The organism is Actinosynnema sp. CS-041913, from assembly GCF_050942485.1.
In the GTDB taxonomy this organism is placed as follows: domain Bacteria; phylum Actinomycetota; class Actinomycetes; order Mycobacteriales; family Pseudonocardiaceae; genus Actinosynnema.
Window position 1 is genome coordinate 5,218,474 of the sequence record NZ_CP192037.1, and the last position, 13,893, is coordinate 5,232,366.

The 13,893-nt window shown below is 74.1% G+C and carries 9 protein-coding genes; 7 read left to right on the forward strand and 2 right to left on the reverse strand.

What is annotated here, in order from left to right; genetic code table 11:
• Positions 1-175: 175 nt before the first annotated feature.
• Complete coding sequence (locus ACQPZF_RS23855; protein WP_433260335.1) at positions 176-2,845, reverse strand: BTAD domain-containing putative transcriptional regulator; 2,670 nt, start codon at positions 2,843-2,845, stop codon at positions 176-178.
• Positions 2,846-2,990: 145 nt separating this feature from the next.
• On the opposite strand from ACQPZF_RS23855, the gene ACQPZF_RS23860 reads away from it, so the two are divergent.
• Genes ACQPZF_RS23860 through ACQPZF_RS23870 form a run of 3 tightly spaced genes read left to right on the forward strand, consistent with a single transcriptional unit; the run spans position 2,991 to position 6,378 of the window.
• On the forward strand, positions 2,991-4,622 hold the full coding sequence (locus tag ACQPZF_RS23860) for a serine hydrolase domain-containing protein (protein WP_433260337.1): 1,632 nt from the start codon (positions 2,991-2,993) through the stop codon (positions 4,620-4,622).
• Positions 4,623-4,633: 11 nt separating this feature from the next.
• Positions 4,634-5,728 carry a sensor histidine kinase gene (locus ACQPZF_RS23865; RefSeq protein ID WP_433260339.1) on the forward strand — a complete coding sequence of 365 codons (1,095 nt, stop codon included), beginning with the start codon at positions 4,634-4,636 and terminating at the stop codon, positions 5,726-5,728.
• The gene (locus ACQPZF_RS23870) at positions 5,725-6,378 is read left to right on the forward strand and encodes a response regulator (RefSeq protein ID WP_433260341.1); all 654 of its coding nucleotides are present in this window, start codon (positions 5,725-5,727) and stop codon (positions 6,376-6,378) included. Before ACQPZF_RS23865 ends, ACQPZF_RS23870 begins: the two co-directional genes overlap by 4 nt.
• Here the strand turns inward: ACQPZF_RS23870 and ACQPZF_RS23875 are convergent.
• Positions 6,365-7,795: an MFS transporter gene (locus ACQPZF_RS23875; protein WP_433260343.1), complete on the reverse strand. Its 1,431-nt coding sequence runs from the start codon at positions 7,793-7,795 to the stop codon at positions 6,365-6,367. The two genes, ACQPZF_RS23870 and ACQPZF_RS23875, sit on opposite strands and share 14 nt — an antisense overlap.
• Before the next feature lie 125 nt (positions 7,796-7,920).
• Between ACQPZF_RS23875 and ACQPZF_RS23880 the strand changes: the two genes are divergently transcribed.
• The 4 genes from ACQPZF_RS23880 to ACQPZF_RS23895 all read left to right on the forward strand — a co-directional run bounded on the left by ACQPZF_RS23880 (position 7,921) and on the right by ACQPZF_RS23895 (position 13,547).
• Complete coding sequence (locus ACQPZF_RS23880; RefSeq protein ID WP_433260345.1) at positions 7,921-8,820, forward strand: LysR family transcriptional regulator; 900 nt, start codon at positions 7,921-7,923, stop codon at positions 8,818-8,820.
• Between the two features lie 91 nt (positions 8,821-8,911).
• Positions 8,912-9,445, forward strand: a complete 534-nt coding sequence (locus ACQPZF_RS23885; RefSeq protein WP_433260347.1) for a hypothetical protein — start codon at positions 8,912-8,914, stop codon at positions 9,443-9,445.
• Positions 9,446-9,535: 90 nt separating this feature from the next.
• A complete protein-coding gene (locus ACQPZF_RS23890; protein WP_433260349.1) occupies positions 9,536-10,378 on the forward strand; it encodes a helix-turn-helix transcriptional regulator in 843 nt (280 codons plus the stop codon).
• A gap of 322 nt (positions 10,379-10,700) precedes the next feature.
• Positions 10,701-13,547, forward strand: coding sequence for a BTAD domain-containing putative transcriptional regulator (locus ACQPZF_RS23895; RefSeq protein WP_433260351.1), 2,847 nt, complete (start codon positions 10,701-10,703; stop codon positions 13,545-13,547).
• Positions 13,548-13,893 lie beyond the last annotated feature (346 nt).

Genomic DNA, 13,893 nt, shown 5'->3' on the forward strand with positions numbered 1-13,893 from the left:
CTCGCGTCCACCGGGACGCGGGTGCGCCGATCCGACCGACCACACCAACCGCCGACCACCGACCACCGACCGCCAAGCGCCAAGCGCCCGCCAACCGCCGAGCGCCCATTGACCGACCACCGGGCAGCGCCCGTCAGACCGGCGCGCGGAGTCGGCTCCCCCGGCGAGTGCGGTGTCAGCCGGGCCGGAGGCCGTCCAGCCGGTCGCGGATGCGGTCGGCTTCCGCCGTGACGTGCTGCGCCACCGCGAGGGCCAAGGCTCGTTCCAGGTGGGGCGTGGCCTGCTCGTGCCGGCCCAGGGCGAGCAGGTTCTCGGCCCGCAGGACGAGGGCGAGGCGTTCCAGCACCTGGTCCCCGATCCGCCTGATCCCCTCGGCCACCCGGGCGAAGAGCTCCTCCGCGCGGTCGTGCTCGCCCTGCCGGAACGCGAGCCGGGCGGTGGCGAACCGGACCATCAAGGCCGGTCGCCTGATCCCGTCGGCGACGGCGGCGGCCCGCGCCAGGTCCGCACGGGCGGCGGCGCCGTCGCCCAGCGCGTAGTGACCCTCCGCCATGTGCACGAGGATGAACGACTCCGTGGCCCGGTCCCCCGCCGCACGGGCGATCCGGTGGGCCTCGACGGCGTGCGCGAGCCCGGCGCCGGGCAGCCCGACGCGGTGCCACGCCCGCCCGAGGCTGGCCACCGCCAGTGCCCGGAACGAACCGTCCTCCAGGGCGGGCAGTCCCTGCACGAGCAGGTCGACGGCCTCGCGATCGCGTCGGGTGAACAGGGACATCGCGCCCAGCGAGACGAGCATCGCCGAGACGCCGAACTCGTCGCCCTGTTCCCGGCACACCCGCAGCGCCAGCGTCGAGGTGGCCCGCCAGTCCGACAGGTGGCCCCGCAGCTCGAACAGCCGCACGCCGGTCAGCGCCAGCTCCCAGCACAGCCCGGCCCGGCCGTCGGCGGCGCACTGGTCGATCGCCGCCAGCAGGGTCGCGTACTCGGCGTCCAGCCAGTCCAGCGGATCGGCCGGCAGCACCTCCCCGTCGGGCTGCCAGCGGGGCGTGTCACCGTGCGGCAGGCGGAACCCGCCCTGGTACTCCCGCAGGTAGGCGCACCGGGCCAGCGCGAGCAGGCAGCCGAAGACCCGTTCGAGGACCGCGTCCCGCCCGTCGGCGCCCATCGTCCGCTCGGCCTGCTCGCGGGCCAGCAGCCGGACCAGGTTGTGGAAGCGGTAGCGCTCCTGCCCCGCCACGTCGATCCCGACCGGCTGCACGAGCTGGGCCTCGGCCAGCCGCTCCAGCAGGTCGCCGCCCTCGGCGAGCGAGGTGTCCAGCACCGCCGCGGCGACCCAGGCCGGGAAGTCTGGCACGTCGAGCAGCCCCAGCCGCTCGAACAGGGTCCGCTCGGCGTCGGGCAGGTCGCGGTAGCCGACCTCCAGGCTGGTGCGCACGTCCAGCTCGCCGACCCGCAGCTCGTCCAGCCGCCGCCCGCCGGCGAGCCGGTCCGCCAGGGTGTCCGCGGTCCAGCCGGGTCTGGTCACCAGCCGGGCACCGGCCACCCGCAGCGCCAGCGGGAGCCGGCCGCACAGGTCCGCCAGCCGCATCGCGTCCGGTGGCTCGATGCCGGCGAGGCGGGCGACGAGCAGCGCCGCGTCGGCCCGCGGCAGCACGTCCAGCGCGATCAGGCACGCCCCCGCGTCGACGACCAGCCGTTCGAACCTGCTCCGGCCGGTCACCACCGCGCACGAGCCCGCCGAGCCGGGCAGCAGCGGCACGACCTGCGCGGAGCTGTCGGCGTTGTCCAGCACGACCAGGACCCGCCGGTCGGCCAGCAGGCGGCGGTAGAGCGCTCCCCGTTCAGCCGCCCCGTCCGGCACCCTGGCGACGCCCAGCGCGACCAGGAACCGTTCGAGCACCTCCTCGGGCGCACGGCCGCGGCCCAGGTCGGCGTACAGCCGCCCGTCGGGGTAGCGGTCGGCGTTGCGGTGCGCCCACCGCAGCGCCAGCCCGGTCTTGCCGACACCGGCCACTCCGCTGATCACCGCGACCGGCGGGTGCCCGCGGCCGGCCACCAGGGCGTCGAGCACGGCCAGCTCGCGGGTCCTCCCGGTGAACGCGTGCACGTCGGCGGGCAGCAGGTCCGGCGCGGCCTCGTCGCCGTGCAGCAGCTCGGTGTGCAGGTCCCGCAGGGCGGGGCCGGGCTCGACCCCGAGTTCCTCGACGAACGCCCGCCGGCTGTCCCGGTAGAGCCGCAGCGCGTCGGCCCGCAGCCCGGCCTGGCGCAGCGCCCTCATCCGCAACTCGACCAGCCCCTCCCGCAACGGGTGGGCGGCCGTCTCGGCGGCCAGGTCCGCAGCGCACTCCCGGGCGCGGTCCAGCGCCAGCAATGCCTCCGCGCGCCGTTCCACGGCGACCAGCCGCAGCTCCTCCAGCCGGGCCGCGTCCCCGCTCAGGGCGTCCAGGTCCGCCAGCTCCGCGTAGGCCGGGCCGCGCCACAGCGCCAACGCCTCGCCGGTCAGCGCCAGCACCCTCTCCGGCGCGCCCACCTCCGCGGCGCGGTCGCACAGCGCCGCGAACCGGGCGGCGTCGAACTCGCCCTCCCCGACGTCCAGCCGGTAGCCGTCGCCGTCGCGGGAGACCCGTTCGGCGCCGAGCACCCGGCGCAGGTGGTGCACGTGCCAGCGGAGCGTGCCGGCCGAGGGTGGCCGCCCGCCCCAGGCCGCCTCCGCGAGCCGGTCGTCGGACACCGACCGGCTCACCTCGGCGAGCAGCACCGCCAGCAACACCCGCTGTTTGCCCGTCGCCTCGACACCGTCGACGGCCACCCGCCCCAGGACCGCGAACTCCATGATCGGTGACATTTCCACACGTCGGGGCGTGGACGGCCCGCTTTCGCCGGATCACGGCCATGACGAAGGTCAGGGGTGTCGGGTGACGTCCGGGTCCTGTGGCGGCGAGCCGGAATTCCTAGCGTGACCGGCATCGACTTGATGATCGGAGTGCGCTGTGTGGCAGGACGAGCGTTGGCGGCTGGTGGTCGCGGTGGCGGTGGTGGCGGTGATGTCGGCCGTGTCACCGACCCCGGCGTCGGCGGAGGCCGTGGTGGACCGGACGGAGGTGGATCGGTCGGCGGTGGACCGGGCGGGGGTGGACCGGGCGGGGGTGGACCGGGCGGGGGTGGACCGGGCGGGGGTGGACCGGGCGGGGGTGGACCGGGCGGCGGTTGATCCGGCGGCAGTGGACCGGTTCGTGGCGGAGTTCGCGGAGGACGCCGGGTACCCGGGTGTCGCCGTCGCGATCACCAAGGGTGATCAGGTGGTGCACGTGGCCGGTCACGGTCACGACTCCGCGGGCGCGGCGGTGACCGCGGCGACGCCGATGCCGGTGGCCTCGGTGAGCAAGTCGTTCACCGCGCTCGCCGTGATGCGGTTGGTGGAGGCGGGAAAGGTGGCGTTGGACGAACCCGTGCGCCGCTACCTCCCCGACTTCCGGGTCGCCGACCCGCGCGGCGCGGCGATCACGGTCCGGCAGTTGCTCAACCAGACCTCGGGACTCTCCGACCGCACGCTGCGGGAGAAGAGCCTGCCGCAACCGGACTCCCCGGCGGGGGCCGTCGTGCGGGCCGGTCAGGCGACGCTGGCCACCGACCCGGGCACGAAGCACCACTACACGAACACGAACTACCACCTGGCCGCGCGGCTGGTGGAGGTCGTGAGCGGCGAGCCGTTCGCGGACCACCTCCGCCGGCACGTGTTCGAGCCCGCGGGAATGCGGTCGACCACCACGATCGGGCTCACCCCGCGCGATCTGCCGCACGAGGTGCGCGAGGGCCACGTCTTCGCCTACGGCGCGTCGGTCCCCGCCACGGAGCCGACGCGGTTCGTGGCGGGTTCCGACGGTGTGCTGACCACGGCCGAGGACATGGCCCGGTGGCTGGTCGTGCAGTCCACCGGTGGCCGGGCGGCCGACGGTGTGCGGCTGGTTTCGCCCGAGGGCATCACGGCCATGCACACCCCGTCGGATCCCCGCTGGACCTACGGGATGGGCTGGGACACCGGCTCCGACGGGAAAGTGCGCCACGGCGGCATCTGGTTCACCTACTCGGCCGGCGCGCTGCTGTTGCCCTCCGGCCACGGCATCGCGGTGATGACCAACAGCGGGGTGGGGCTGGGCAACGAGGGCACCGGCCGGCTGGAGGAAGGCATCGCCGCCCTCCTGACGGGCGGCTCGCCGGACAGCGGCTCGCCCACCCGGTTGATCATCGACCTGGTCCTGGCCGGGCTCACCCTGCTGAGCCTCGCGCTCGGCGTCCGCAACCTGCGGCGCAGCCGGGTGTGGGCGAAGCGGTTCGCCACCCGGCCGGTCTGGCGGGTGGCCCTGCGGCTGCTCCCCCGGGCGGTGCCGGCGGCCGTCCTGATTCCACTGCCGGATCTGCTGGGCTTGCTCGTCGGAGGTGGGCGGGACCTCACGTTCGTCCAGCTCGGGTACTACTCGGTGGCGCTGGTGAGCTGGCTGCTGGTGGCGAGCGCGCTGAACCTCGCGGTGGCCGCCACGCGGATCGTGTCGCTGGCTCGGCTGCGTCGACCGGCCCGTGACGTGCCCAGACCGGAGGCGTCGTGGCTGGTACCGGCACGGTAGCGTCGGCGATCGTGAAGGGTCCAACGGGCAGGTGGAGGTGGCCTGCCCCGCCGTGGGCGCTGGCGGTGCTCGCCGCGCTGCTGACGGCGCCCACCCTCGCCCACGAGGAACTGGGCTGGGCGATGATCGGCGCACTGCTCGCGCCGAGCCTGGCGGTGGTGCTGCTCGCGAGGTTCTCGCTGATCTCGCTCGGCGTGTGCGCGGTCACGGCGGTGTCGATGACACTGGCCATGCACGACAGCGTTCCCCCGTGGAGCGTGGCGCTCGGCGCGGCGCTGGGCGTGATCGGCTTCCTGGCCGGTCGGGACACGTCCGGCCCGGTCTCCGCGGTGCTGGCGGTGTTCGCGGTGGCGGCGGTGTCGGCGGTCCTGCTCGTCCTGGTCGAGGACGAGGCGGGGGTCACCGGGCTGCTGTCACTGGTGCTGTCCGTGGTGCTCCCCTGGTTCCTCGGCCGGTCCGTCCGCCAGCAGACCGAGCTGGCCGCGGCGGCGGCCGAGCGGGTCCACCTGCGGGAGCGTGCTCGCATCGCGCACGACATGCACGACACGCTCGGGCACGAGTTGAGCCTGCTGGCGCTGCGGGCCGGGGCGCTGGAGATCGCACCCGACCTCGATGAGCGGCACCGGGCGGCGGTGGCGCAGTTGCGCGCCGCCGCCGGGGCGGCGACCGATCGGCTGGCCGACATCGTGACCGTGCTGCGCGACGGCGAGCCCGCGCCGCTGCACCCGGTCTCCGGGCACGTCGAGGACCTCGTCCAGCGGGCGGCGCAGGCCGGCATGGCGGTGTCGCTGGAGTGGGCCGGACCACGGCTGTTGCCGCCCGTGGTCGACCAGGCCGTCCACGGTGTCGTGCAGGAGGCGTTGACCAACGCCGTGAAGCACTCGGTCGGGTCGGCCGTCCAGGTGCAGGTGGCGACCGCGGAGGCGTCGACCGTCGTCACCGTGACCAACGCCCTGCCGGCGAGACCGCGCCGCGGCGCCGGTGGCCGCGTCGGGCTGGTCACGCTGCGGGAACGGGTCCGGTCGGTCGGCGGCACGCTCGACGTCAACCGGGACGCCCACGCCTTCGAGGTCGTGGCGGTGCTGCCGCACGAGGGGACGCCGTGATCCGGGTACTGCTCGCCGACGACGAGGTGATGATCCGCGCCGGAGTGCGGGCCATCCTCACCACGGACCCCGACATCACCGTGGTCGCCGAGGCCGGTGACGGCCGGGAAGCCGTCGAACTCGCCCTCGCGCACCGCCCCGACGTCGCCCTGCTCGACATCCGCATGCCCGAACTGGACGGTCTCGCCGCGGCCGGCGAGATCACCCGCGTGGCCCCCGGAGTCGCCGTGGCGATGCTGACCACCTTCGGCGACGACATCTACGTGGCCCGCGCGCTCGACGGCGGCGCGCTGGGCTTCTTGCTCAAGTCCGGTGATCCGCGCGAACTGCTCACCGGCGTCCACGCGGTGGCCGGCGGCGGGGCCTACCTCGCGCCGAGAGTCGCGGCCCGGGTGCTCACCACCCTGCGTTCCACCGGCCTAGGTCGCGCGCACGCGGCCCGCGCCCGCACCGGGTCGCTCACCGAACGGGAGCGGGAGGTGCTGGCGCTGCTCGGCGCCGGTCTGTCCAACGCGCAGATCGCCCGCCGGCTCGGTCTGGTCGAGGGCACCGTCAAGGGCCACGTCAGCGCCATCTTCACCCGGCTCGACCTCGACAACCGCGTGCAAGCCGCGATCCTGGCCCACGAGGCGGAACTCATCGCCGAGTGACCCGGGAGCCGCCGCTCCGGGAACGCAGTCGGAGCACCAGCACCACGGACAGGCCGAAGGCCACCAGGAGCGCCGCGACGGCGAATGTCCGATGGGTGCCCCGGGCCACCTCCGCCGACGCGGCCGTGGTGACGTCACCCGTGCCGGCGGAGAAGGCGAAGACCGTGCCCATGACCGATGCGCCGGTCATGAGGCCCAGGTTCCGGGAGAGGTTCAGCAGCCCCGACACCAGTCCGCGCCGGTGCGGGGCGACGTCCTTCATGACCGCGGTGTTGTTGGCCGCCTGGAACAACGCGTAGCAGGCGGTGACCGCGACCAGTGGCAGGACGTAGCCCAGGACGCCGGCCGCGGTGGGCATCACGGAGAGCACCACGGCGCCGCCGATGATGCCGCCGAGCCCGACGACCACCATGGCCGGGGCTCCGAAACGGTCGGTGGCGCGGCCCGCCGGGACGCCGGCGAGGGCGGACACCGCGGGGCCCGCCGACATCGCCAGGCCCACCAGGGCCGGGTCGAGCCCGAGCGCGTGCGCCAGGTGGAACGGGCCCACGACGAGCGTGGTCATCATGACGGTCGAAACCAGCGCGCTCGTCGTCAGGCCGGCGGCGAGGACGGGGTCGCGGAACAGCGAGAGGGTGACCAAAGGGGCTGCGACCCGGCGTTCGGTGACGACGAAGAGGGCGAGGCCCGCACCCGTGACGACGAGCAGTCCCACGGCGAGCGGGCCGAACGAGTCTCCGTCGACCGTCATGGCCAGCGCGTAGGCGCCCAGCGTGATCGCCAACAACGCCATGCCCACCACGTCGAACCGCCGGTGCGTCGTCGCCGGTGCGTCGTCGGGCAGCACCCGAAGGGTGAGCGCGAGCGCGACGAGGCCGAGCGGCACGCCGACGAGGAAGATCGCGCGCCAGCCGAAGACCTCGATCAGGACTCCGCCGAGCGAGGGGCCCAGCGCCGTGCCGACCGCCGACATCGTGCCGAGCAGCCCCATGACGCTGCCGGTGCGGTCCTCGGGCACCGTCTCGCCGACGAAGGCCATGGTCAGCGCCATCATGCACGCGGCGCCGACTCCTTGGAGCGCGCGGGCCGCGACCAGCAGGGGAAGGTTCGGGGCCAGGCCGCAGAGCAGCGTCGCGAGGGTGAACACGGCGATGCCGCCGAGCAGCAGAGGACGCCGGCCGACGAGGTCGCCGAGGCGGCCGACGCCCACGATCAGGGTCGTGATGGCCAGCAGGTAGGCGATCACCACCCACTGGACCTCGTTGAAGGCGGCGTCGAAGGCGACCGCCATGGTCGGCAGGCCGACGTTGGCGACGCTGATGCTCAGCGAGGGCAGCAGCATGGACAGTGACAGCGCGGTGAGCGCCCAGGCCAGTGGTGGGCGGCGGGTCCGCTCGGGTTCGGTTGCGGGTCTCAAGTGCGCTTCCTTCGTGTCGACGGGTCGCCCTGAACGTAAGTCCCGTTGTGACCTGGCGGAAGGCGCAACGATCGCAACCCGGCTGTGCATGTGACGCCATGTCCGGGCTGTGAGATTGTGAGCGCATGGCCCGGCCCGATCTGAACCTGCTGGTCACGCTGGACGTCCTGCTCGAAGAGGGCAGCGTGACGCGGGCGGGCGAGCGGCTTGCGCTCAGTCCGTCGGCGATGAGTCGCGCCCTTGCGCGGTTGCGGCGAGCCACCGGCGACCCGCTGCTGGTGCGCGCCGGCCGGGGGTTGGTGCCCACGCCCCACGCCGTGGCACTGCGCGACCGGGTGCGGAGGCTGGTCCAGGAAGCCGAGGAGGTGCTGCGGCCGGCCTCTCCGCTGGACCTGGCGACGCTGGAGAGGACGTTCGCGTTGCGCAGCAGTGATGGTTTCGTGGAGCGCTTCGGACCCGCGCTGGTGGCCGAGGTCGGCCGGGAGGCGCCCGGCGTCCGACTCCGGTTCCTGCGGAAGACCAAAAAGGACACCGCTCCTTTGCGCGACGGCGTTGTCGATCTGGAGACGGGTGTCGTGGAGCAGGCCCCGGCTCCGGACGTGGTGAGCGAGCCGCTGTTCACCGACCGGTTCATCGGTGTGGTCCGCAGCGCTCACCCGCTGAGCACCGGGAAGGTGACGGCGGCCCGGTACGCCTCCTCGCGGCACGTGCACGTCTCGCGGCGCGGGCTGCCGGAGGGGCTGGTGGACGCGGCCCTTCCGACCGGTCACCATCGGCGGATCGTGACCATGGTCGACGGGTTCGGCGCGGCGTTGGCGCTGGCGAACGCGTCGGATCTGGTGGCCACGGTCCCGGACCGCCACACCGCGCATCTTCGGCAGGGGATGTGCTCTTTCGAGTTGCCGTTCCGCGCTCCCGAGGTGACGGTGTCGCTGCTGTGGCACGTCCGGCTCGACGCGGACCCGGCTCATCGTTGGTTGCGCGATCGGGTGGTTGATGTGTGTCGTTTCGACGGGCGGGATTGATCCGTGTCGTACGGGGGATGAGCGCGTCGTACAGGGGGTGGCTGGGATGGCCGGCCTGGATAGTCGCGTGTGGACCGGGTACTCCAGCGGCATGATGAGACGCGCACTGTGGCAGGGCTTGGTCTCCGGCGCGGCCGGGGTCGCGGTGATGACGCTGGGCGAGAAGGTGGAACAGCGCCTGACCGGCCGGCCCGACTCCTACGTGCCCGCCCGGGTGTTGCAACGGCTCACCGGGATGAAGGAGCGCCCGGGGCGGCAGCCGCTCGCGGTGAACTGGGCGATGCACTTCGGCCAGGGCATCGTGCTCGGCGTCCTCCGGTCGGTGATGGCGCACGCCGGGCTGCGGGGGCCGTCGGCCTCGGCGAAGTTCGCCGTCGTCCGGCTGACCAACGACCAGATCCTGGAGAACGCCACCGGCGTCGGCGCGCCACCGTCCACCTGGCCCCGTGCCGAACTGGCGGTGGACCTGCTGCACAAAGCGGTCTACGCCTTCGCCACCGGCGCCGTCGCCGACGCCCTCGCCGCGCGCTCCGGCCCCGGTCCGGGCCAACGCCACGCCGCCGTCCTGCCCGGCCGCCACGCCGACGTCGGACCACTGCCGCGCGAGACCACCCGCAGCCGCTGAACCCCGGACAGGTCTTGCCCTGCAAGGACTGGTCGTGCCTGTCACTCGCAAGGTCAGGCTCGCGCCCGGAGGGTCGGGCATAGTGGGGACGTGGGCGTTTCCGGGCAGTTGGGCGAGTTCCTGCGGGCGCGGCGGGCACACCTGCGACCCGAGGACGTCGGTCTGCCCGCACTGCCCGGCCGGCGCGTGGCGGGGCTGCGCCGCGAGGAACTGGCCCACCTGGCCGGCGTCAGCGTCTCGTACTACACGCGGCTGGAGCAGCGCCGGACCGTCAACGCCTCCGGCGCCGTGCTGGACGCCCTCGCCGGCGCCCTGCGGCTGGACGAACACGAGCGCACCCACCTGCGCGCCCTCGCGTCACAACGCCGCCGTCCTCTCAAACGCCCACCGGTGGAGCAGGTCGACGCACTGACCCGCACCCTGCTGCACTCGTTGGGGAACATCCCGGCGCTGGTCGTCGGCCGCCGCGCGGACGTGCTGGCGTGGAACCCGCTCGGGCACGTCCTGTTCGCCGGGCACGTCGACCCGACAGCACCAGACCGGTCCGCCGACCGCCCCAACCTGGCCCGGATGCTGTTCCTCGACCCCCGTACCCGCGACCTCTACGCGGACTGGGGCGGCAAGGCGCGGGGGATCGTGGCGAGCCTGCGGCTGGTCGCCGGCCGGTATCCCGAGGACGCCCTGTTGGCTTCGCTGATCGGCGAACTGACCATGAGGAGCCCCGAGTTCGCGGCGATGTGGCGCGGCCACCGGGTCAGGCCCTGCCGCGGCGACACCTGCCGGCTGCGCCACCCCTTGGTCGGCGAGCTGACCGTCACCCCGCAGCGCCTGCTGCTCGCCCACTCGCCCGAGCAGGCCGTGATCGCGGTGACCGCCGGACAAGGCTTCGAGGACTCCATCACCCTCCTGAGCCGGTTCGCGTCCTCGGGCTGACCTTCGAGCGGGCCGGGAACAGGTGTGCCCGCGGGTTGCCCTTCCTCGGCCGCTGGCGCAGCGGTCGGCCGACGAGGTGGGAGCGCGGGCCTACACGTCGGGCCGCGGCCGGGCGCCGACCGAGGGCACCCGCGTTTCAGCCGCTACGGAACCGGCCCGGCGCATTCCGGCGACAGGGCCGGCGGGTCGCGTTGGACCTCCGGTTCCCACGTCGTCCCCTGGTCATCATCAACTCCCGCACGAAAACCCGTTTGCGCAGGTCAGCGGACGAGTAGGCTGAACTCGGCGCTGGGGAGCGCCGGCTGCGCACAGGGGGTGGGGGATGGACTTCCGCGTGCTGGGGACGCTGGAGGTGTGGTCCGGGGCGGAACGGATCGCGGTGGACAGCCCGCGGCACCAGCGGGTGCTCGCGGCGCTGGTGTTGGCGCCGCGGACCGTGGTGTCGATCTCGCGGCTGGTCGAGGCCGTCTGGGCGGAACGACCGCCGGCGACCGCCGGGAAGCAGGTGCAGAACTGCGTGTCGGCGCTGCGCGACCGGCTGGGCGGCGGTGGCCTCATCACCACCGACGGGCCCGGCTACCGGCTCGCCGTCGCCGACGAGCAGCTCGACTGGCTCCGGTTCCGGCAGGGCGTCGACGCCGCCCGGACGCTCGCCTGCCAGGACCGGCCAGCCGACGCGGTGGACGCGCTCAAGGCGGCGCTCGCGCTGTGGCGGGGACCGGCGCTGGACGGGGCCGGCTCGCCCGCGCTCGCCGCGCGGGCCGCGTTGCTGGACGAGCAGCGGCTGGACGCCGTCGAGCTGTGCGCGCAGTGGCAGCTAGCGCTGGGCCGGTACCGCGAGGTGGTGGACGAGCTGTCGGCGTACGCGGTGGAGCACCCGTTGCGGGAGCGGACCCACGCGCGGCTGATGCTGGCCTTGGACCGCTGCGGGCGGAAGTCCGACGCGTTGACGGTGTTCACCGGCCTCCGGACGCGGCTGGCCGACGAGCTGGGCGTCGACCCAGGTCCCGAGGCGCGGCACGCGCACCTGGCGGTCCTGCGCGCCGACCGGCCAGGCGATCCCGAAGTGCGCCACGCACACCTGGCCGTGCTGCCCGCCGACGAGCCCGGCGTCGATCCCGAGATCCGGCCCGCGCACCTGGCAGTCCTGCACGACGACCCGGCCGACGCCGAGACCTCGTCGCTCGACGTGCCGGCCCCGTTCGACCTGCCGGCCGACCCGCTGTCCCGGGCGGCCGACGACTTGGCGGCGGCCATCGCACGGCAGTGGACCGCCGAGGCCGAACTCCGGTCGCTGAACCAGCCCGAACCGGTGCGGGTCCGCTGGTCCACCACGCCGCGCCCGGTCACGGCGGGCCACCGCGCGCCGGGCGCGCCGGAGGTCCTGCGGGGTGACCTGTCGGACGTCGTGGCGAAGTTCCGGACCGTGCCCACCGGGCAGCTCGTCATCCTGGGCGAACCGGGCGCGGGGAAGACCGTGCTCGCCATCCTGCTCACCCTCGGGCTGCTCGCCGACCGGACGCCCGACCAGCCGGTGCCCGTCCTGCTGCCGCTGGCGTCGTGGAACCCGCGCGAAGAGCACCTGCTCACGTGGCTCGCCCGCAGGCTGCTGGAGGAGTACCCCGGCCTGGGCAACACCGACGCGTACGGCCCGGACGCCGCGACCCGGCTCGTCGTGGAGGGCCACGTCCTCCCGGTGCTCGACGGCCTGGACGAGACGCCCGCGGAGCTGCACACCACGGCCGTCGACGCGTTGGACCGCGCCGGGACGAGCACACCGGCCCTGGTGCTCACCAGCCGCTGGCTGGAGTACGAGCGCGTCGTCCGGGAGTCCGGCACGCTGCTGGCCCGCGCGTCCGTGGTGGAGATCGAGCCGGTCACCCCGGACGACGCCGCGGCGTTCCTGACCGCCCGCGCCCCGGCCGGCGAAACCCGCTGGCAGCCCGTGGTGGACCGGCTCAGCCGCGATCCCGGCGGGCCGCTGGCCCGCGCGCTGCGGACGCCGCTGATGGTCAACCTCGCCCGCACCGCCTACGCCTCCCCCGAGTCCCGGCCCGAGGAGCTGTGCGGGTTCGACGACACCGGCGAGCTGGAGGGGCACCTGTTGGACGCGTACTTACCCACCGTCTACGCCGAACGCCCCGCCCACCCGTCCGGGCACCCCAACGCCCCGCGGTACGAGCCGCGGCAGGCGCAGCGGTGGCTGACGTTCCTCGCCGACCACCTCCGCCGGCAGCGGACCCGCGACCTGGCGTGGTGGCGGCTGGACCGCGCCTTGCCCGCCGGCGTCCTCGGCCTGCTGCCCGCGGTCGTTTTCGCGGTCACCGGCTGGGTCGTGGGCGGCGTCCGGGTCGCGCTGGTGTACGGGCTGTCGTTCGGCCTCGCGGGGGTGGTGGCGCACGCGTTCGGCGCCCGGCCCGGTCCGCTCCGGGTGGAGTTCCGGCTGCGCGGCACGGGCGCGAAGTTCGGCTCCCGGTTCGGCGTCGGCGTCGCGATCGGGGTCGGGGTCGGGCTCGCGTGGTCACTGTCGCCGGGCGTGATCCTGGTGCTGGCGCTGGTGTTCGGGTTCGGCATCGGCGGGCACTCCCGGCTGGCCACACCCGCCGAGGTCGGCCGCGCGACCACGCCCGCGTCCCTGCTGCGCATGGACCGCAACGCCGCGCTGTCGTTCACGGTGTCCTTCGCGCTGTGCCTCGGACTGTTCTACGGCTTGGCGTTCGCGTACACCCGGGAATTGCGCTTCACCGCGTTGTGGGGCGGGCGGTTCGACATCGTGATCGCGCTGGTGGGCGGGTTCGCGGCGGCCATGCTCGGCCGGTTCCTGCTGGGACGCCTCGGCAGCATCGCGTACGGGCTCGCCGGTGCGCTGGTGGGCGGCCAGGTCTTCCCACGCGCGCAGGAACCCGCCGACGCCATCGCGGCCGGGATGCTGTTCGGGGTCGCCGTCGGCCTGTCGGTCTGCCTGTCCCGCGCTTGGGGGTCCTGGTGCGTCAGCCGGCTGTGGCTCGCCGCGGACGGGCACACCCCGATGCGCCTCATGGCGTTCCTGGACGACGCGCACCGACGTGGTGTGCTGCGCCAAGTCGGCGCCGTCTACCAGTTCCGGCACGCCCGGCTGCAGGACCGGCTGGCAGGCGGCCCGAGTGAGCGAAAACGACCCCGCCGCTGAAGCCGGGTCGGTCCGGTCACGTACCACCGGGTGAATTGCCGCAACTGTATCTCACCGGCGGTCGAAGTCCTCTTGTCTTCTATAGGGGTTCCGTCCCCTCTCGGAGGTGGGAACGATGCGATGCCGCAGCATGGTCAGCCCGTTGGTCATAATCGCAACACTCACGGCCGGATGCGCGAGCCGTCCCGAAGAGGGCGGCGCAACCTCGCCGCGAACGCAGTCCCCGGTCGATTCCGAAGTTCCGTCGAGCGCGGAATCGACGGATGCGCCGCCCACGGAACCGACGGGTGCTCGTCCCACCGACCGCGAGACGACCCGGCCCACCACGAAGGGGAATCCGTCGGGC